The organism is Bifidobacterium mizhiense (assembly GCF_020884755.1).
GTDB classification, from domain to species: domain Bacteria; phylum Actinomycetota; class Actinomycetes; order Actinomycetales; family Bifidobacteriaceae; genus Bombiscardovia; species Bombiscardovia mizhiensis.
The window spans coordinates 33,109-52,911 of the sequence record NZ_BPWE01000006.1 but is presented as its reverse complement, the minus strand read 5'-3'; the positions used below and the strand labels follow the sequence as shown (position 1 = coordinate 52,911).

At 61.7% G+C, this 19,803-nt stretch carries 12 protein-coding genes and 1 tRNA gene; 7 read left to right on the top strand and 6 right to left on the bottom strand.

The genetic code is table 11. The features are described from left to right. Nucleotides 1–24: 24 nt before the first annotated feature. The gene (locus tag LPC22_RS07735; RefSeq protein ID WP_229133386.1) at nucleotides 25–891 is read right to left on the bottom strand and encodes an LPXTG cell wall anchor domain-containing protein; all 867 of its coding nucleotides are present in this window, start codon (nucleotides 889–891) and stop codon (nucleotides 25–27) included. Between the two features lie 339 nt (nucleotides 892–1,230). Between LPC22_RS07735 and LPC22_RS07730 the strand changes: the two genes are divergently transcribed. From LPC22_RS07730 to LPC22_RS07710, 5 genes are all read left to right on the top strand, one after another. Beyond that, on the top strand, nucleotides 1,231–3,639 hold the full coding sequence (locus LPC22_RS07730; RefSeq protein WP_229133385.1) for a S9 family peptidase: 2,409 nt from the start codon (nucleotides 1,231–1,233) through the stop codon (nucleotides 3,637–3,639). A gap of 56 nt (nucleotides 3,640–3,695) precedes the next feature. Next, a complete protein-coding gene (locus tag LPC22_RS07725) occupies nucleotides 3,696–5,003 on the top strand; it encodes a chloride channel protein (RefSeq protein WP_229133384.1) in 1,308 nt (435 codons plus the stop codon). Nucleotides 5,004–5,254: 251 nt separating this feature from the next. Then, a complete protein-coding gene (locus LPC22_RS07720; protein ID WP_229133383.1) occupies nucleotides 5,255–7,888 on the top strand; it encodes a YhgE/Pip domain-containing protein in 2,634 nt (877 codons plus the stop codon). Next, nucleotides 7,888–10,218, top strand: a complete 2,331-nt coding sequence (locus LPC22_RS07715; RefSeq protein ID WP_229133382.1) for a YhgE/Pip domain-containing protein — start codon at nucleotides 7,888–7,890, stop codon at nucleotides 10,216–10,218. The genes LPC22_RS07720 and LPC22_RS07715 overlap by 1 nt, the downstream gene beginning before the upstream one ends. A 36-nt stretch (nucleotides 10,219–10,254) precedes the next feature. Then, the gene (locus LPC22_RS07710; RefSeq protein WP_229133381.1) at nucleotides 10,255–11,346 is read left to right on the top strand and encodes an alpha/beta fold hydrolase; all 1,092 of its coding nucleotides are present in this window, start codon (nucleotides 10,255–10,257) and stop codon (nucleotides 11,344–11,346) included. On the opposite strand, the gene LPC22_RS07705 is transcribed toward LPC22_RS07710, so the two are convergent. The 3 genes from LPC22_RS07705 to LPC22_RS07695 are packed head-to-tail and all read right to left on the bottom strand — an operon-like array spanning nucleotide 11,347 to nucleotide 16,150. Next, on the bottom strand, nucleotides 11,347–11,967 hold the full coding sequence (locus LPC22_RS07705) for a hypothetical protein (RefSeq protein ID WP_229133380.1): 621 nt from the start codon (nucleotides 11,965–11,967) through the stop codon (nucleotides 11,347–11,349). After that, the gene (locus tag LPC22_RS07700) at nucleotides 11,960–13,255 is read right to left on the bottom strand and encodes an AAA family ATPase (RefSeq protein ID WP_229133379.1); all 1,296 of its coding nucleotides are present in this window, start codon (nucleotides 13,253–13,255) and stop codon (nucleotides 11,960–11,962) included. The genes LPC22_RS07705 and LPC22_RS07700 overlap by 8 nt, the downstream gene beginning before the upstream one ends. 36 nt (nucleotides 13,256–13,291) lie before the next feature. Continuing rightward, nucleotides 13,292–16,150 (bottom strand): heavy metal translocating P-type ATPase, encoded by a 2,859-nt coding sequence (locus tag LPC22_RS07695; protein ID WP_229133378.1) that lies wholly within the window; start codon nucleotides 16,148–16,150, stop codon nucleotides 13,292–13,294. Nucleotides 16,151–16,265: 115 nt separating this feature from the next. Between LPC22_RS07695 and LPC22_RS07690 the strand changes: the two genes are divergently transcribed. Both LPC22_RS07690 and LPC22_RS07685 read left to right on the top strand, forming a co-directional pair. Then, entirely contained in the window at nucleotides 16,266–16,547 is a 282-nt protein-coding gene (locus tag LPC22_RS07690; protein ID WP_110416674.1) for a metal-sensitive transcriptional regulator, read from the top strand. Between the two features lie 165 nt (nucleotides 16,548–16,712). Next, the gene (locus tag LPC22_RS07685; protein WP_229133377.1) at nucleotides 16,713–18,047 is read left to right on the top strand and encodes a dicarboxylate/amino acid:cation symporter; all 1,335 of its coding nucleotides are present in this window, start codon (nucleotides 16,713–16,715) and stop codon (nucleotides 18,045–18,047) included. Nucleotides 18,048–18,225: 178 nt separating this feature from the next. Here the strand turns inward: LPC22_RS07685 and LPC22_RS07680 are convergent. Together LPC22_RS07680 and tgt are read right to left on the bottom strand one after the other, a co-directional pair. Further along, nucleotides 18,226–18,308, bottom strand: a tRNA-Leu gene (locus LPC22_RS07680). Nucleotides 18,309–18,364: 56 nt separating this feature from the next. Beyond that, entirely contained in the window at nucleotides 18,365–19,663 is a 1,299-nt protein-coding gene (gene tgt / locus LPC22_RS07675) for a tRNA guanosine(34) transglycosylase Tgt (RefSeq protein WP_229133376.1), read from the bottom strand. Between the last annotated feature and the right edge of the window lie 140 nt (nucleotides 19,664–19,803).

The following is a 19,803-nucleotide window of genomic DNA, read 5'->3' as shown; positions in this document are numbered from 1 at the left end:
TGGGTCAGGCCGAAGCCTGAGGGCTCACAGAGCCAGCTTGCGACGCAGACCCAGGGTGATGCCGGCAGCCAGGCAGAGGCCAGCGGCAATGGCCAGAGGAGCCACGGCATCGGCGCCAGTCTGAGCCAGAGTGTTGTTGTCCTTGGCGTCCTTCTTAGCCGGATCCTTGGCGGGAGCCTTGTTGTCCTTGGCAGGCTGCTTGGTGTTGTTGTCAACCGGAGCGGTCTGACCAGGCTTGTTAGGCTCGTTGGGAGTGGTCACCTTGGTGTACCTGGCCCTGAAAATAGTGTCTGCGGTGTAGGTGCCACCGCGGACGTAAGGGGATCCGCCATTATCGCTAAACCAACCGGCGAAGCTGTAACCGTCGAAGTTATGAACCTCGGGTTGTGTGTTTTCGTCTATATCCAGCTTGCCTTCACTATTAGTTTCGAACGGGTCCATATATGCATCTTGGATATTTTCAGGATTCACACTGATGAAAGTGACCGTGTAAGTGGGGGTGGCGGTGGGGTCTAACACCGCGAAGTGAGGATAGAGATGGGTGTCTTTGGTGAAAACATGAGTGGCGAAGTCGATCTTAGGTTGATTTGGTTCCACTGAACTCGCAGCCCAGCCATCAGATGTCACGTTTTGACCGGTCATCTCAGTGGTCACTGTAGGCGTTGGGACATCAGCGGGGTTCAGCTTGCCGTCTGTGCCGGTAGTGCGAGTAATCTCAGTCTCACCAGCACCGAGGTCGTGAAACGTGATTGTGTAAGTAGCGGCCTTGGTCTGGACATTCTTGCTCTCCACAGCCTGGGCCACGGTAGGCAGCAATGCTAGGCCGCCTGCCAGGGTGGCGCCGGCAGCGAGTACTGCGCATGCGCGTTTGATACGAACCATGATATTCATTGGTTACCTCTATTTTCTCTATTGTCGGTTGCTCCCCAGATACATTCATAGGGTGTCCTGCCTTGACACCCTCACCCCTGGGAAACAGGCATCATCAACCAGTCTTTGGCGATAATACGCCACAATTCTATCGCAGGGAATGGTCATCGGCCGGCCGAAGTCAGGAAATAGGCCTTATTCGGCGATAAAAATTTCTCATGTAGAACGATTAACGTCTGCTGCGGGCAGGGTGGCGCATCGCAGTTGAGCTATTCGAATTCCCCTTTGGCGCCTGGGCGCTTATCATCGTGGCAGACGCATGGTCATGGAGATCATGTCAGAGATAGTCGAGGAGCGAGCATGGCCGAAGAGGTGGATCGGGCGATGGAGGCATATCCGCGGGCCAAGGCCCGGACCCTGCGGTTTACGTTGGGTGCGCCACGGTCGGCCCTGGCGGTGGGGGACGGTTCGCGGGCCGTATTCCTGCGCTCCGACGGGCCTGAGGACCTGGTGACCGAGCTCTGGCTGTCTGTATTTGACCAGGAAGGCCGTCACCATGAGGTGCTCCTGGCTGACCCCAGGGCCCTGCTGGATGATGCGGACCAGGAACAGGTGCCAGCCGCCGAGCAAGCTCGCAGGGAGCGCTCGCGAGAGGGCGGCGAGGGCATTGTCGATTACAGCGTGGATGCTGCCGGGGATCGGGTGGTCTTTGCCTTAGGTGGTCGGCTCTGGCTCTCGCTGATAGCCCCCGATGGTCTCACCGCCTCCACGCGGGCCCTGAGCTTGGAAGATAGCGATTCTGCAGTGCTCAATCCCGCCATCAGCCCGGACGGCACCATGGTGGCCTATACCACTGGCGACCGGTTGATGGTGGTCACTATCGGGCAGGGTGCCGAGCAGGACCGTGAACGGGCTGTCCTGGCCCTGCGCCCCGGCACCGATGATCGGATGCAGCTGGGGCTGGCCGAGTTCGTGGCCGGCGAGGAGATGGATCGCTACCAGGGGTTCTGGTGGTCGCCGGATTCCCGGTCCCTGTTGGTCGAGCACATGGATTCCTCCGATGAGCCGATTTGGTACATCAGCGATCCGGCCAATCCTCAGGTCGGGCCGCGCGCCCGGCGGTATCCTCAGGCTTTGACCGCCAACGCCCGCGTCGGGCTGAGCCTGGTCCTCCTGGGCCAGGATGACGCCGACCCCTGGGTGGGCGAGGTGGACTGGGATCATCAGGCCTTCGAGTATCTGGCCGTGGTTCGCTGGCAGGACGGGCATCGGCCCCTACTGCTGGTTCAGAACCGTCGGCAGACCAAGGACAGGATCCTGGATGTGCAGGTGCCGGATGCTCGTCAGGACTTGGAGCCGGGACAGAATATGACCCTGCTTGATCCCGAGGCCGCGCCCAAGGTGGCCACCAGGGTGCTGCAGACGCATGACAATGACCAATGGATCGACCTGGTGCCCGGGTTGCCGGCCTACCGGCCCCAGGGCGGGCTGGTGGATGCCTTCATCGATACAGAAGCCGACACCACGCGGCTGCGCCTGGACGGGAGGGTCTTTTCTCCAGCGGGTTGCCAGATTCGGCAGGTGCTGTCTGTGGAGGACCGCGATGTGTTGGCGGTGGTCTCCACTGATCCCCGCAGTTTCGACCTGATGCGCCTGAGCTATGACGGCTCCATTCATGTGCTTAACCGTCTGCCTGGGGTGTGGTCCGCTTCGCGAGCTGGCCATGGCATCGTGGTCAGCGGACGGACCATGGCTTCGGCGCAGGGGCAGGTGCGCCACTGCTACCTGGGAGCAGACGGGGATTTGGACCGCCTGGGTGCTGAAGGGCTGGGCCTGGTGGGTGAAGCCCGCCCCGACAGCAGCGCTAAGCAGACTGGCGAACCTGTTCGACATGAGCACCAGGATCGTCCTGATCGGCGGGCCGTGGATGCCGGCCATATCAATAGCCAGGGGGCTATGAGCGCCGTCCTGGCCGACACCAGCAGCGATCCCGGGTTCACCCCCAACGTGGACTTCGTGCGCATGGGTCAGCACGAGCTGTTCGCAGCCATTGTCAGACCGTCCGAATCCAGCCCCTACGCCAGCGCCGACAGCCTGCCCGTCCTGCTCAAGCCCTATGGCGGGCCGGGCGCCCAACAGGTGGTCTTCAACCAGTCCTACTACTGGGAGTCCCAGTGGTGGGCGGATCAGGGCTTCCTGGTTCTGACCGCCGATGGCCGGGGTACGCCGGGTCGTGGGCCTGCTTGGGATCGAGCCATTTTCGAGGACATGGCCCAGGTGACTTTGGATGACCAGCTTGAGGCCCTGGAGGCCCTGCCGGACTTCGCTCCTGAGGCCGACCTGGGGCATGTGGCCATGATCGGCTGGTCCTATGGCGGCTTCCTGTCGGCCCTATCGGTTCTGCGGGCTCCCGACCGGATCCATGCCGCCTGCGCGGGTGCCCCGCCCACCGACTGGACCCTTTATGACACCCATTACACCGAGCGCTATCTGGGTCTGGATCCGGCCGTCTACCGCCGCAACGGGATTATTGATGATGCTCCCTCGCTGCGCCGCCCGCTGATGCTGATCCACGGGTTTGCGGACGATAACGTTTCCGTGGCCAACACCCTGAGGCTCTCCGGTGCTCTGATGGCGGCCGGCCGTCCCCATACGGTCCTGCCGCTGACCGGTATCACCCACATGACCAACGACGAGACCGTGGCCGAGAACCTGCTTATTCTGCAGCGAGACTTCCTGCGGGAGGCTCTCAAGAACAAGACGGACTGACAAAAGGCTGCTTGGGCTAACGCTCTGCTGGCGGTTGCTTCCGCTAGATTGGGGTTGTGCATACCCAACGAAAGCCTGACCAGACTCCAGGGCCCGAACGTGGATTCCAGCTTCCCCGCAGCTGGGGTCTGGCGGTTTCGGTGCTCTGCTTGGGCCTGCTGGTCGGACTTTCCTCGGGCCTACTAGCAAGGTTCTTTGAGCTGACCCAGGTCGGCCTGTTGGGTTTCGCTGAGACTCCAGGGACTCCCACAGCTGAGGCGGTGCCGCCGATCAGGAGGCTGGCTTCGGTGACCATCGCTGGTCTGGCGGCCGGTCTGGTCTGGGCCTGGCTGCGGACGAGGACCAGGCTGGTTCCCTCGGTAGGCCAGGCCGTTAAGGGTGCGCCCATGCCCCCGGGGCGGACCGTGGTCCATGTGCTCACCCAGATCTTCTTTGTAGCTGCCGGGGGCTCCATCGGCAGGGAGGTGGCCCCGCGCGAGGCCGGGGCCCTTCTGGGCGGTCTCTGGGCCAGGATGGGTCGGCGACTTGGACTGCGTGATCAGGACGGTCCGCTGCTGGTCGCCTCGGCTGCTGGTGCGGGTTTCGCCGGCATTTACATTGCGCCTCTGACCGGTGCCTTCTTCGGCATCGAGGTGCTGCTGCGGCGGGTGGATGTCGAAGTGGTCACGGTCAATCTGGCCATGTCAGCCCTGGCTACCCTGGTTGGCGGCTCCATCAAAGGGTTTGCTCCTTACTATAAGGTCGGCTCCGAGCCCTTCCGGCCCTGGCTCATGGCGGTAGTCCTACTGATCGGGCCGGTCATGGGACTGCTGGGGGCAGGATTTCGGCGGATGACCTCCTGGGCAGAGGCCCATAGAACCACTGGTCCTGCGGCCATCTGGCAGCTGACGGTGGTAGCTCTGTTGACCGGTCTGGTCGCCCTGGCCGTCCCGCAGGTCATGGGCAACGGCCGGGCCCTGGCTCAGATGGGCATAGATCAGCGCCTGTCTGCAGGGTTCTCAGGACTCCAGCTGGCTCAGTCGCTTGCCTTGCTGGTTCTCTTCGCACTGGCCAAGGCTCTGCTGACCACAGCCACCATCCGTGCCGGGGCCTTCGGCGGTACTCTGACGCCGTCCATAGCCCTGGGATCCGCCATGGGCGCTGTCCTGGGGCTGTTGCTAGCTTGCCTTGTGCCCGGCCTGCCGGTCTGGCAGTGTGCCGTGATCGGTGCCGCCTCCCTGCTGGCCGCCTCCCAGCAGGCTCCGCTCATGGCCATGGCCATGCTGATGGAGGTCTGTCACCTGCCGGTCATGGCCTTCATGCCCATGGGCCTGGCCGTGGCCCTGTCGATGGCGGTCTCGCGTCTGTTCGTGGCCAAAGCATAAACCGTTGTCGGGAGCCCGTGTCGCCCTGGGAATCCGTCCTTACTCATATACGATGAAACCACCACTGGTCGCATGCCTGCCCTTCCGCCTCCAGCCTTGAGTGGGCATTCACGATCAGCTGACCGGCCTGGGCCAGTAAGGAAGGGTGGCTATACTCGGGCCGGACGTAGGTCCCGGGAGGATGCAGCCGATCCAAGTGGAGCAGGCCAGCGCCGCGATCCCCCGGACAGACAATAAGGAGGTGCCTGGCGGTGAAGACCGTGTTGGCCATCTTCAGGCGAGATCTCTGGCGGATACTGCGCAACCCCGTGGCCTTGGTGGTGACCATAGGCGTGGCCGTGCTGCCCTCCCTCTATGCCTGGTTCAACATCATGGCCCTCTGGGACCCCTACAGCAATGCCAAGAACCTGCCGGTGGCCGTCGTCAGCATGGATCGAGGAGCGCAATCCGCGCAAACCGGCAGGATCAACGCCGGCAGATCAGTCATCCAGGAGCTGCGCGCCAACAAAAGCCTGGGTTGGAAGTTCATGGACGACGACCAGAGAGCCATTGAAGAGGTCCACTCGGGCCAGTGCTACGCGGCCATCATCATCCCTGAACGGTTCAGTGCCGACCTGGTTGGCATCGTCGAGGGGACCGGGAACAGGCCTGCCCTGAACTATTACGTCAACGAGAAGAAGAACGCCATCGCTCCCAAGGTGACTGACACTGGCGCCTCCACCATCGACCAGGAGATCAACACCGTTTTCGTCTCGGCCGTCAGCGATGCCCTGGCCGGGAAGGTCCTGCAGACTGCTGGCGATGCCAAGGGCGCGGCTGAGCAGAGCCGCAGCCAGGTGGTGGGTGACTTGGGGGATATCATCGACCAGCTGGATCGGACGGACGGCCAGCTTGACCGGATCGGTTCCACCATGGGTCAGGCCCGGCAGACCGTGGCCAGCTCCAGAAGCGACATCAAGGATCTGCAGAGTCAGATATCGGCCACTCAGGCCACCCTGAGCAAGGCCCAGGACCACATGACCAGGACCCGCGACGACAGTCTTCGTTTTTCATCTGCACTGAATCAGGCCCTGGCGGACGGGTCAGTTCGACTGTCCAGCGCGGTCACTGATGTGAATACGGTGGCAGGCGGGATAACAGCCGACCTGAACGCCACCCAGGACAAGGTGGACCGGGTCAATTCCGGCCTGGGTCAGCTGGTCGATGCCAACGGGAAGGCCGTGGATCGGCTCCAGTCGGGTCTGGATCAGTCCGGGCTGCATCCCGGGGATCCGGCCTACGAGAGCATCCAGCGGCAGATCGACGATCTGAAAAAGACCAACCAGCAGCAGAAGGCATCCCTGGATGCTTTCAAGAAGAACTCTTCGACGGCTCTGAACTCGGGCAAACAGGCCGCATCGGACCTGAGCTCGGCCATGACCGACACCGGCGACACAGGCATCAAGGCCTTGACTGCGGCCAGCCAAAGTCTGACGGGGACCACCATGCCCAACCTCCTTACCGGGCTGGATAACCTCAATGCCTCCAACGGCTCGCTTCAGGGCGCCCTGAGCAGCCTGGCCACCACGGCTGCCCAAACCGATGCCCTGCTGGATCAGCTGGATTCCACCATTGGTCAGGCCCAGTCGACCCTGTCCACCACCAGGGCCTCCCTAGCCTCGGTCAGGTCCGATCTGGAGGGGGTCCGCACCGATGTGGCGGCCCTGGGATCCTCGGCCGCCTGGAACCGGATGTCCCAGACCCTGGGGTTGAGTCCCGAATCCTTCGGAAAGGCCATGGCCTCGCCGGTGGAGCTGGCCTCGCACACGGTCTACCCGGTCAGTAACTACGGGTCATCAGTGGCGCCCTTCTATACCAACCTGGCCCTCTGGGTGGGCGGGTTCATCCTGATAGCCATCTACAAGCTGGAGGTCGACAAGGAGGGTATCCGCAAGTGCACTGCCACCCAGGCCTACCTAGGCCGCTGGCTTCTGCTGGTCTTCGTCGGCTTCTTCCAGGCGCTGATCGCTACAGTGGGCGACCTGATGCTGGGCATCCAATGCCATCAGCCGGCCCTGTTCGTCCTGGCCGGGGTCTTTGCCTCCTTCGTCTACATCAACATCATCTATGCCCTGGCCGCCTCCTTCAGGCACATCGGTAAGGCCCTGGCCGTGGTCCTGGTCATTCTGCAGATACCTGGCTCCTCGGGCATGTATCCCATTGAGATGATGCCCGACTTCTTCCGCAATCTGAACCCCTGGCTGCCCTTCACCTACGGGATCAACGCCATGCGTGAGACCATCGGCGGCATGTACGGCAACCACTATTGGCAGGACATGCTCCACATCTTCTGGTACCTGCCGGCGGCCCTGTTGATCGGACTGGTGGTGCGGCGGTACCTGCTCAACCTGAATGCCCTCTTCGACCGGCGGCTGGGTGCCACCGACCTGATGCTGACCGAACAGAACCATTCGGCCGACCGTCGTCTGAGCCTAGGCAGCCTGGCCCGCTCCATCCTGGGCGAGGGCGACTACCGTGCCGTCATCAGGCGGCGGGCGCATCGCTTCCTGGCCCTCTATCCAACGCTGATCCGGGCTGGCCTGGCCCTGGTTCTGCTGCCGGTCCTCTTCCTTATCCTGCTGTTCAGCACCGAGGCCAAGATCGTCATGCTGATCGCCTGCATCGCCTCTATCATCCTGATCGACGCCTACCTGATCATCGTCGAGTACATCTGCGACAGCTATGTGCAGCAGCTGGGTCTGACCGAGCGCCCCGGCATGGACTTCCACACCCTGATTCGCCCGCGTCGACAGGGTCCTTCGGCCATGACCAAGCTGACCACGGCCGTGCGCGAATCAGTCCTGAACCACGATGAGGAAGACGCTCACGAGGACGGTGACCGCTGATGAGGAACATTTGGAGGATCCTGCGCAAGGACCTGGCCGATGCCACCAGCAACGTCATCGCCATCATCGTCCTGATGGGTCTGATCATCGTCCCGGCCCTCTATGCCTGGTTCAACATTGCTGCCAGCTGGGACCCCTATAAGAACACCAAGGCCATCAAGGTGGCAGTGGCCAACACCGACAAGGGATACAAGTCCGACCTGATCCCGGTCAAAATCAACGTGGGGGAGACGGTCACCAGCACCCTGCGGGCCAACGACCAGCTGGACTGGAGGTTCGTCAACCGCGACCAGGCCCTGGAGGGGGTGCGCTCGGGCGAGTACTATGCCGCCATTGTCATCCCCAAGGATTTCAGCGCGGACATGATGACCCTCTTTTCGCAGGATGTGAAGCACGCCAACCTTGAGTACTACCTGAACGAGAAGAAGAACGCCATCGCCCCCCATGTCACCGAGCAGGGGGCCGACACCGTGGCCACAACCATCGACAAGACCTTCGTCAAGACCGTGGGCCAGGTGGGGATCGACCTGGCCAGCCAGGTCTTCACCTACTCTCAGAGCCCCGAGGTCCAGGATTATCTGACCAGGACGACCGGCCACATCGATCAGATGTCACAGCGGCTGACCACCGCCTCCAGCCAGGTGAATGCCTATGCGGGCCTTCTGGACTCCTCCGGCCAGATGATCGATTCCACAGGCCGGATTCTGGGCCGGTCCGATTCCGCCATGGCCGATGCCAGGAAGGCCCTGAATCAGGGAACCAAGGGGTCCAAGGATCTGGGCAAGTCCCTCTCTGGGTCTGCCCAGGCGGTCGATTCCGCCCTTGACCAGGCCTCGGGGGCCTATGACACCATCGGTTCCAAAATCGACGATGCCTTCGACAAGGTGGGGCAGCAGAGCGATGCCGTCAGCGGCCAGTTGAACGATTTGAGTGAACGGATCAGGGACTCGGCGGCTGACTACGACGGAATGATCGCCAGCCTGGAGGATCTGCGCAGCACTGTGGAATCCGACGCCAACCTGACAGCGGACCAGCGTCAGGCCCTGCTGACCGCCATTGATCGGGCTCAGGCCGGAATGCGCGCGGCCCAGGCGGCCCAGCGCGATCTGGCCGATCGGATCAGCCAGGCCTCCCAGACGGCCAAGGAGGGCAAGGACAAGCTGGCCGGTCAGCGACAGGATCTGAAGAACAGGATCGCCCAGGCCCGCGCCTCGGTGGACCAGGTTCGCACCCAGTACCGCAATGACCTGAAGCCCCGCCTGGACGACCTGGCTTCCTCCATGGACACCGTGGTCACCTCGACCGACCGGCTTCTGACGGGTCTGGATGGAACCGTCAAGGGCGCTTCCGGGCTGACTGGCCCTATGACCAACGACATCAGCCAGGCCAAGGACCAGCTGGGGGAGATCTCCCAGCGCCTGAACCAGGCTGCCAAGCGGCTGACCGACCTGGGGGGACACCTGACCCAGGCTTCGCAGGGCGAAGATACCCAGGATGTCAAAACCCTGCTGAGCGGTGATTCCGAAACCCTGGCCGCGCTTCTGTCCTCGCCGGTCGGCATCCATCGGCATGCGGTCTTCCCGGTCATGAACTACGGGTCGGCCATGACCCCCTTCTACACCATCCTCTCCATCTGGGTGGGTGCCACCATTCTGGCGGCCATGATGAAGGTGGCTCTGTCCGACAAGAAGAAGGCCTTCGTCCTGCACCTGGACTCCCTGGAGGATGCCTGGAAGAGGGCCGATGACCTGGATGAGGATTCCGAGGACAGCCGCTCCTGGGGAGCCTTCCGCCCCGAGTCGCCAGGCAACGCCCGCCGCTTCGGGCTTCAGCTCTACCAGGAGTACTTCGGCAGATTCGCGGTCTTCGCCTTGATGGCCATCCTCCAGGGTTGCCTGATCGCCCTGGGCGACCTCTTCTACCTGAAGGTTCAGTGCGTCCATCCGTTGATGTTCGTGCTGGTGGCGGTCTTCGCCTCCTTTGTCTTCATGAATCTGATCTACACCCTGGTGGTCTCCTTCGGGGACATCGGCAAGGCCATCGCCGTCATCCTCCTGGTCATGCAGGTGGCTGGCTCGGGCGGCACCTTCCCCATGGAAACCCTGCCCGGCTTCTTCCAGGGGGTCTATCCCTTCCTGCCCTTTGTTCACGCCATCGGGGCCATGCAGTCTGCCGTTGCCGGAGCCTACGGCATGGAGTTCTGGCGGGAGATGGCCACCCTGGCCCTCTTCCTGGTGCCCTCGCTGCTGCTGGGGCTGGTCCTGCGTAAGCCCGTCATCCGCTTCAATGATTGGATCGTCAGAAACCTGGAGAGCACCCGGCTCATGTAGGGCCGAGTCCAACAGAAGGTGGTATAGGGTGAGAGCATGAGCGTCCAACTGGTTGAGGAGCGCCGCTACGACCAGATCATGAAGGATCGCGTCCTTCCTGACCTGGCCTCTTGTCGCAGTGAGGGATGGATGATCTCCCACGACGGCGGTGAGGACGGGGGAACTGTGTTGGACAAGGCCCATCTCAGCGGTGTTGACCCCTCCCGGCTTCTGCATTACGTCTGTTATGACCGGGCGCTGTTTCGTCAGGGCGCGGTGGAGTCAGGATCGGCTCGTGTGCGTGGGGCCGTGATCATCTCCTTCGGTTTTTCGGAATTTGCCGACAAGTATCAGGAGATGGCTTGGTATTTCCTGATGCAGGGGTACTCCGTCTGCATTCCCGAGCACTGGGGACATGGTTTCTCCGGCCGGGGAGTGAGTGATCCCAGTCTGGTATGGGTGGATCATTGGCAGCGGTATGTGGCGGATCTGGCTGCCTTCTGCTCCCAGGTGGGCCAGCAGTATGCCCAGGACAAGCCCATGGTGCTCTATGCCCACTCCATGGGCGGCGGCGTGGCTGCGCGGATGCTGGAAACCTTCCCCTCCCTTATCGACAAGGCGGTCCTGTCATCACCCATGATTGCGCCGCGGACCGGGTTCATGCCCTCAGTGGCCTGGACGGCGACAAACGCCGCCTGCATGATGGGCCGCTCACGCAGCATGGTTCCGGGGTTCGGCCCATTCCGCCCGGAATTGGACATGGGCAAGTACCCCAACGGCAGCCAGGCTCGGGTGGCCTGGACCCATAAGTTGCGGGCCAAGGAGCTGCACTACCAGACCAGTGCCGCCACCTTCGGCTGGGTCAGGGAAAGTCTGGAGATGAGCCGGGCCATACTGCGTCCCGACCGGTGCAGTCGGGTGGAGACCCCTCTGTTGCTTTTCCAGGCGCAACCCGACCGGTTCGTGCTGCCGATGCCCCAGAACCGTTTTGTCGACCAGGTCCAGCAGGGCGGCTGCCAGGCCACGCTGGTGCATATCCCGGGCAGCATGCACGAGCTCTACCAGATGCCCGACAAGGTTCTGAGGCCTTACTTGGAGCGCATCTTCGACTTCCTCGACCAGCCCTGGCAGCTCGCTGACGACCGCTGATCAGACGCCGAGCAGATCGGCCAGCAGAAAGTCGCCACCCTGCTTTTTTGCAGAGGCTAGTTCCCTGTACAGTTCCAAAGCTCTGACCAGCGCATCCGCATCATCCCAGTATTGATTCAGAAAAGGATATTTCTTGATATTGCGGAATTTGCGGTCGTCCTGTCCGAGCTTCTCCTTGCAGAAGAGGCTGGGCTTCAGCTTGCTGTTTTTTGCGCCGCGATGGTGTGACTTCCAACTGTTGTACTCGTCCAGCTTGCCCTCGCGGTAGACGATCAACATCTCGATCTCGGGATGCGTGGTGACGTTGATGGTTTGGGCATGTTCGGCGTAAGGTTGGCGCAGCAAGGTGCGGTGGCCCAGCTGGTCCTGTATGCAGAGGATGGTCACGTTTCGTCCATAGTCCTGGGTCAGAAAGTCACGAGCCAGGCTCTCGCCGCTTCTATCGCGGGTTGACCAGGCATCATCGTTGTAAGGATCGGTGATGATGCGATCCTGATTGATGAAGGTCAGGTGCTTGGTGACCAGTTTGTCGACGATGACCTGCTCGGCTACGCCTTCGCACGAGAAGAGAACTGCATCGTCCCCGATGGCCCTTGCAAGCTCCTCCCGCCTACTATGCATGATGTTCTTGCCCTGCCACCTGATCGGCTACGTATTGGCGCATGGCCTTGAGCTCGGCTGCCTTAGGGGCGGTGCCTCCGATGTAATTGGATAGGAAGACTTCGCTGTGCTTGAGCTCTCCGCGCCTGACTGCCTCCGAGTAGTTGATCGCCTGGATGCCCTTGCGCTCGTCTTCGCCACGTCTGAGGAAGTAAATATTGTCCTTGCGCTGGATCAGGTCGAGCAGTTCCGCGTAGTGGGTCGTGAACACCAGGGTGGCGCCGTGGGGGTTGCTGGTCGTTGACATGAAGAGGTTGATGATCATGCGCACGAGCTCCTTGTTGATGCTGTTCTCGATTTCGTCGATCAGTAGATAGCCACCTGTGCGCAGGACCCGAATGGCCGCTTTGACGATTCGGGATCCGCGGACTGTGCCCAGGGAGAGCAGTCCGGCCGTGTCCATGTTGGACATAACCACCTCTCGAGAGGTGCCGGCGAATCTCAGATGGGCGCGGTGTTCCTGGTCGATATGGAAGTAGTCGATGCTGTCATCGAAGACGTGCAGCACAGGATCGGCGATGGTGTCGACAGGAACGATGGGAAAGTAGGTTTCTGGCCCGATACGGGTGATGACCTGAGCGCGAGTCGTCCTGGTGTAGGGCAGAACAATGCTGGAGTGAGGGGAGAGGTAGTCGAAGGCCTCCTTGGTCAGGTAGGTGTCGGTGGATGCATCACCTGAGGATTGGGCTGCCGGACGCCGGACCTTGATCAGCTTCGAGCGTTGTTGGAAAGCATCTGTATTGCGAAGTACGGACTTGGGCAGGGGCTTGCTTGGATAGCGCCAAAGTTGCTCCTGAGAAAACCGGTAGGTGCTATCGGTCAGGAGTTCCATGCTTTCGTCGGAAGTGTCGTCGTGAACCGCATCCAGCTGTGACTTGAGCAGGTAGAAGTGCTGCTTGGACTCGAAGATCAGAGAAATCTGCAGGCTGGACCCGAAGGCGCTGAGGGATCTGACGGAAGACAGCATAGGGCTGGCATCCTTGCTTAGGACGCTGACGGCCAGGGCCAAGGCGTTGAGTGCCGTGGTTTTGCCGGATGCGTTGATTCCCGTAAGGCACAGCACGTTCTGCGCGTAAATGTGACTGCCCGGACTGTTCTCCAGATAAGTCAGTCCGTTGCCAGGGGTTCTCGAGCGGACCTGGTCACGGGCGTAAAGATCCAGGGCTAGGGTCTGGTTTTCAAAGGGTTGAAGTCCCTCGACGACCATTCTGAGCAGACGCATGATAACCACCAATATTCCTGTAGACATAAAAAGTGTCTACAGGAATATGATACGCCTGCAATCCTACTTGTTGAGCACCTTCTCCGGATCGGCATCGAAGGTATCGACGCAATTCTGCGAGCAGAAGTAGTAGGTCTTACCCTGGTAGTCGCGCTTGGCTGCGGCCGTGCTGGGGTCGATGGACATCCCGCAGACCGGGTCGGTGACCTTGTCTGCCGTTGTCTGATCCTGCTGCATGTCGTCGTGATGATGGAAGAGTCCCATCTCATTTCCTTTCTCTTGGTTGTGTTCTTGGTGGGTGGAAATACTGAGGTCCCTGGTCAGGGCATCCATGTCGATTGGCTTGGCTTCCTTGACCGGCCTGGCCTTCAGGGGCGTGTGCCGCAGCCTGTTGGCGTTGAGCACCACCGACAGGGAGGAAAAGGCCATAGCTGCACCGGCGATCATGGGGTTGAGCAGGAGGCCGATGAAGGGGTAGAGCACGCCGGCGGCGATGGGGATGCCCAGGCCGTTGTACCCGAAGGCGAACCAGAGGTTCTGATGGATGTTGCGCATGGTCGCTGCAGAGAGATCGATGGCCTTGACAGCCGCGTTCAGGTCGCCCGAGACCAGGGTCACGTCAGCGGATTCGATGGCTACGTCCGTGCCGGTGCCGATGGCCATGCCCAGGTCGGCCTGGGCCAGGGCCGGGGCGTCGTTGATGCCGTCGCCGATCATGGCCACCTTGTGACCCTGGGCCTGAAGGGCCTTGACAATGCTCGCCTTGTCCTCGGGATGAATCTGCGCCACCACCCGGGTGACTCCCACCTGGCTTCCGACCTGCTCGGCAGTGCCCTGGTTGTCGCCGGTCAGCATGATGGTCTGGATGTTACGCTCGTTCATGTCGTGGATGGCCTGCTTGGATCCGGACTTGACCTGGTCGGTCACGGCCAGGACCCCGGCAAGCCTGCCGTCGATAGCTACGAAGATGGTCGTGCGACCCTGATCCTCCCAGCTGCGGGCGGTGTCGAAGAGGTGCTGCGCACCAGCCTGGTCCACCGTTTCGTTCTCCAGTCCGATTCCCTTGCCCTCGAGTAGTCTGCGGTTGCCGACAAGGACATGCGAAGTGCCCTTGCTTCCTTCAAAAGATCCAGAGGGGAAGGTTGCATCGATGCCGGCGCCGGTGACCGAGTCGAAGTCTTTGGCTGGGACCAGCTCAAGGTTGCGGTTCTTAGCAGCCTGGACGATGGCCTGGGCCAGGGGGTGCTCGGAATTGCTCTCGGCGCTCGCGGCCGCCCTGATCAGCAGGTCCTCATCCAGCCCCTGCACGCTCTGGGCATCAGCAAGTTCAGGTCGGCCCTGGGTGATGGTGCCGGTCTTGTCAAGGACGATGGTATCGACGTCGTGTGCTCCTTGCAGAGCCTCCGCCGACCGGTAGAGTACGCCGGCACGGGCGCCGCGTCCAGTGCCGATCGTCACGGATAGGGGAGTGGCCAGGCCCAAAGCGCAGGGGCAAGCGATGACCAGGACGGAGACCGCCGCCACGATTCCGTATACTCCGCGAGGCATGGGGCCGAACACCCACCAGGCTACGAAGGTCCAGAGCGCCACCAGGATGACCCCGGGTATGAAGATTGACGATATTCGGTCAGCCAACTTCTGGATGGGTGCCTTGGAGGTCTGGGCCGTCTTGACCAGCCGGATGATCTGGGCCAGAACCGTGTCCTGCCCTACCTGGGTGGCCTTGTAGCGCAGGGAGCCTGTGCCGTTGACGGTGGCTCCGACCAGGGAATCGCCCTCCTGCTTGAGGACGGGCATGGGTTCGCCGGTCACCATGGATTCGTCCACTGAGGATGATCCGGAGATTACCTGGCCGTCCACTGGCAGCTTCTCGCCCGGATGGACCTGAATCACGTCTCCGACGGCCACATCGTCGACGGCGATTTCCTGGGTGGTCTCCCTGCCGTCCTCGCCGGTCCTCACCACAGTGGCGGTTTTGGGCCTGAGTCCAACAAGGGCGCGGATGGCATCGCCGGTGCCGCGCCTGGCTCGTGCCTCCAGGATCTGGCCGAGGATCATCAGGGTGATGATGGTGCCCACGGCCTCGTAGTAGGGTTCACGGCTTCCCTCAGGCAGGAGCTGCGGGGCCACGGTGACCACCAGTGAGTAGAGGAAGGCCGTCGCAGTGCCCAGGGCGACCAGGGAGTTCATCTCCGGAGCCCGGTGTGCCAAAGCCAGCCAACCGGTGCGGTGGATGGGCCAGCCCGAATAGAACATCACCGGTAATATCAGGACCAGCTGGACCCAGGGGTTCATCAGAATGTGGGGCATGGGCAGGAACATGCCGAACATGGCCGGGATGAAGACCGGGAGCGTGAAGACCAGGGCCACGATGAACCGCCTGGTCAGGTCGCGGATTTCTGCCGTGCGCTCCTGATCCGCCTCGTCTTGGTCGTTGCTGCCTTTGGTCTGGGCGGATTTGGCGGCCTCGGTGGGTTCGACCTGTGAATGCTCGTCTTGCGACTGGCTGCTTTGTGCTTGTTTGGATTGAGTCTCGGTACTGCCGCTCGCCGGCCCATCGGTGGCCCGGAGCATCCCGTGGAGCATGTTCATCCCGCAGGCGAAGGGATAATCGCCGGCCTTGGGCGGGGTCAACTGGACGGTCGAGGTCTGGAAGGCGGGCAGGGTCTTATCGATGTTGAAGTCGTTGAAAACCACGTGTGAGGAGCATTCCCCGCTCTCTTGCCGGTCGAAGACCAACTTGACCGGCCGCCCGGCCTGAACCTGGATCAGCTGAGGGCTGTATCCGCCCTTGACTGTGATGTGGACGGTCTGGATGCCGCCCTCATCCTTGGCCTGGGTGGCCTTTCTGGGCGCAAAGAAGTACCAGATAATGCCTGCCGTGATGGCCAGGGCTGCGATAAGGACCAGAATGCTGCTCATGTGGCCCACTATACCCCCCAGGGGTATACTGGTAGTGAATTTCGAGATGGGTTTCATGAATTTGGGTCGATCCTGGCTCCGCCATGAAGGCCATTGACTAGGAATGGAGTGAATCGTGCCCGGATATGCCAACGATAAAAAGCGGACCATTACCAGACTCCGGCGTGTCGAGGGCCAGGTCAGGGCCATTGAGCAGATGGTCGAGTCGGACACCTACTGCATCGATATTCTCACTCAGATCGCCGCTTCGACCAGCGCCCTGAAGTCGGTGGCCCTGACCCTGCTGGACGACCACATGAACCACTGCGTCCGTGAGGCTGCCGAAAAGGGAGGTGAAGAGGCCGACGAGAAGATGGAGGAGGCCTCCGAGGCCATCGCCCGCCTGGTTCGTTCTTAGCAATCCTCGTCAAACAGTCCTAATCTGCCCGGGAATAGCAGTCCATAAGCAACGGGTATAGGCATTCTTCCGGGAATCGTTGAACTTCCGCCGCTCTCCTGTTAGATTGAACCCCAACCCTAGGCCGTTTGGTCCTGGGGAGGAGAGATTGATGAGGGAGAGGCAATGTCGGAAACGAGTTGGGATTGGGCGGCTCTGATAGTGGTCGTCATTCTCTTTGCGGGGCTGGCCCTGCTGAGCAGGAGGACCAAGGTCAACTTCAGTTGGCGGGTCATCATAGCGACGGTGCTGGGAATCCTGGTGGGTGTGGGCTTCTCAGGTCACACGACCTATGTGGGGGCATTCGGCAACGTTTGGTCCGAGGTCATTTCGGCCCTGGTGGTGCCGCTCCTGCTCTTCAGCATCATCGCCAGCATCAGCCGTATCGGCGGGTCCGGTCGGCTGAAAAACATCAGTCTGAAAACCATCGTTCTGCTCCTGGTCAACACGTTCACAGCAGCCGTGATCGCCCTGGTTCTGGGGCTGCTCTTCCAGGTCGGCAAGGGGTTCGACCAGGCCCTGCCCAAGGGGGTCAAGCCTCACGAGGTGCCAGGGGTGCTCGACACCCTGGTCGGTCTCTTCCCCTCGAATCTGGCTGAAAACTGGGCCCAGAACCAGGTCATTCCTGTCGTGATCTTCGCCATCCTCCTGGCTGTCTCTCTGAACAAGGCCGCCTCAACCCCGCGCGGCGAGCAGAGTGTGGCCCCCTTCAAGGCTTTCGTGGAAGCCGGCAATGTGGTCCTGTCCAAGGCCACCCAAATCGTCGTTGGCTTCACCCCCTATGCGGTCCTGTCCCTGATCGCAGCCGCCATCGGTCGCAGCAACCTGAAGAGCCTTCTGCCCCTGTTGGCTGTCCTCTTGGTGTCCTACCTGGGCTTGGCTATTCAGCTCTTCCTAGTCCAACCCCTGATCCTGGCCCTGGTCGGCCGGGTCAATCCTCTGCCCTTCTTCCGCTCCCTTTGGCCGGCGGGCGTGGTGGCCTTCACCTCCGAGAGCAGCATCGGCACCATTCCTGTCACGGTCCGCCAGTTGCGCTCTGCCGGCGTTCCTGAAGAGACGGCTTCCTTCGTGGCCAGTCTGGGAGCAAATCTGGGCATGCCCGGATGCGCCGGGCTCTGGCCCGTCCTTCTGGCGGTTTTCGCCATCAATGCTCAGGGGATTCCTTACTCCCCCCTGCGTTTTGCTCTCCTGATCGTCTTTGCTCTGGTGGTTTCCGTTGGGACGGTGGGCGTGCCCGGCACAGCCACGATCACCGCCACCTCCCTCTTTACAGCGGCTGGCCTGCCTGTGCCCTTCATCGCGATCATGCAGCCTATTTCCCAGCTGGTGGATATGGGCCGCACGCTGGTGAACGTGGCAGGTGCCGCCAATACGGCAGTCATCGTGGCGAGGACCGAGAACGAGCTGGACCTCGACCTCTACAAGGGCCGCAAGGTCTTCGACGACCAGGACATCGAGTGACTGATCTGTATGATCAAAAGCTGCATGGTCGGGCGGCAGGCGGCAAGAGGATGAACCATCCTGACCCGACTTGCGGCGGCCAGAAGGCCGGATAGCCAGAACGGCCTCAGCTGTAATTCGACCAATAAAAAATGTCTTCGACTGACATCAATCAGCCGAAGACATTTCCATTTCTTCGTGCGAACGGAGGGAGTTGAACCCTCACGAGCATCAGCTCACTGCCACCTGAAGACAGCGCGTCTACCATTCCGCCACGTTCGCAGACAACTGGAAAGGTTAGCACGGTTGTCTGCGCGGCGCAATAATGGCGTGTTGGTTCAGCCCTTGGATCCGTGGGCGTAGAACCTGGCCAGAGTCTCCTTCTTGTACTCATCGAAGTAGCCGCCGTCAATGGACTGGCGGATCTCGTCCAGCAATCTCACGAAGAAGCGTTCGTTGTGGATGGTGGCCAGCGTGTAGCCGTTGAGCTCATGGGCGCGAAGCAGATGGTCGATGTAGGCCCGGGAGTAGTGGGTGCAGGTGTAGCAGTCGCAGTCCTCTTCGATGGGTCTGAAGTCAGTTTTGAACTGGGCGCGTTTGATGTTCCAGCGGCCGTCACGGGTGAAGACGGCCCCATTGCGGCCGCAGCGGGCCGGGGATACGCAGTCGAAGGTGTCCCCGCCGTTTTCCACGCCTGCAAAGATGTCGTCCACAGCGGCGATGCCCAAGACGTGTCTGGGCCGGGATTCGGGCATTTCGTCGCAGATCCAGGCGCAGGTCTGCCCCAGCAGCCGTTTCTCTATGGCGCCCCCGATGCCTACGCCGTCAAAGTCCAGGGAGGCGATCTGGCGGGCCGCGCGTCGGCGCAGATCCTCATAGTTGGCCCCCTGCACCACGCCAAACAGGGCCTGGTAGGGCTTGCCGGTCCGCGCCTGGGTCAGCCTGTGGTGCTCGTCCACGCAGCGCTTCGCCCAACGGAAGGTGCGCTCCACCGACTGCTCCTGGTAGGTACGGGTGTTCATCAGGGTGGTCAGCTCGTCGAAGGAGAACATGATGTCGGCGCCGATGCGGTGCTGGATGCCCATGGAGATCTCGGCCGAGAAGCGGTGCCGGTCGCCGTTGAGCGGGGACTTGAAGGTGACTCCGTCCTCATCCACGAAAGCCAGGCGCTCCTTGCCCTCGGCGATCACCTGGTCCGACTTCATGCCGGTCACGTCCATGGCCAGGGTCTTCTTGAATCCCGCCCCCAGTGAGAGGACCTGGAAGCCGCCCGAGTCAGTGTAGGTGGGGCCGTCCCAGTTCATGAACCGGGCCAGGCCACCTGCTTGGTCCAGAATGTCGGGGCCGGGGCGCTCGAACAGGTGGAAGGCGTTGGCCAGAAGAACCTGGGCGCCCAGCTGCCGCATCTGCTCAGGCAGAACGGCCTTCATGGCCGCCTGGGTGGCCACGGGGATGAATGCGGGGGTGTGGATGTCTCCGTGCGGAGTATGGATGATGCCGGTGCGGCCGTAGCGGCGGCCGTTGCGTCCCAGGCCTTCAGGGCTGTCAGACAGGCGGTTCAGGGTCTCGAATGAGAATGCGGTGCGGTCGCCGGGTCGGCCCGGCGTGGCTCCCAGCGGGTTGGTGATCAGGCTCATGGCTCCACTGTATCCAAGACATCCAACCGTCCCGCTGCTGCCCTGTGTGCAGTCGATATGACTTTCATCCAATGTCCAGACAACATTCAGCATTTCGGCCCTAGACTTGGAAGCAATGCATGCGAGGACCCGCTTCGCCT

Bases quoted from the DNA above. Each gene is read 5' to 3' on its own strand.
- LPC22_RS07700 (WP_229133379.1), bottom strand. From the start codon at position 13,255: ATGTCTACAGGAATATTGGTGGTTATCATGCGTCTGCTCAGAATGGTC.
- LPC22_RS07730 (WP_229133385.1), top strand. From the start codon at position 1,231: ATGGCCGAAGAGGTGGATCGGGCGATGGAGGCATATCCGCGGGCCAAG.
- tgt (WP_229133376.1), bottom strand. From the start codon at position 19,663: ATGAGCCTGATCACCAACCCGCTGGGAGCCACGCCGGGCCGACCCGGC.
- LPC22_RS07710 (WP_229133381.1), top strand. From the start codon at position 10,255: ATGAGCGTCCAACTGGTTGAGGAGCGCCGCTACGACCAGATCATGAAG.
- LPC22_RS07705 (WP_229133380.1), bottom strand. From the start codon at position 11,967: ATGCATAGTAGGCGGGAGGAGCTTGCAAGGGCCATCGGGGACGATGCA.
- LPC22_RS07685 (WP_229133377.1), top strand. From the start codon at position 16,713: ATGTCGGAAACGAGTTGGGATTGGGCGGCTCTGATAGTGGTCGTCATT.
- LPC22_RS07715 (WP_229133382.1), top strand. From the start codon at position 7,888: ATGAGGAACATTTGGAGGATCCTGCGCAAGGACCTGGCCGATGCCACC.
- LPC22_RS07735 (WP_229133386.1), bottom strand. From the start codon at position 891: ATGAATATCATGGTTCGTATCAAACGCGCATGCGCAGTACTCGCTGCC.
- LPC22_RS07695 (WP_229133378.1), bottom strand. From the start codon at position 16,150: ATGAGCAGCATTCTGGTCCTTATCGCAGCCCTGGCCATCACGGCAGGC.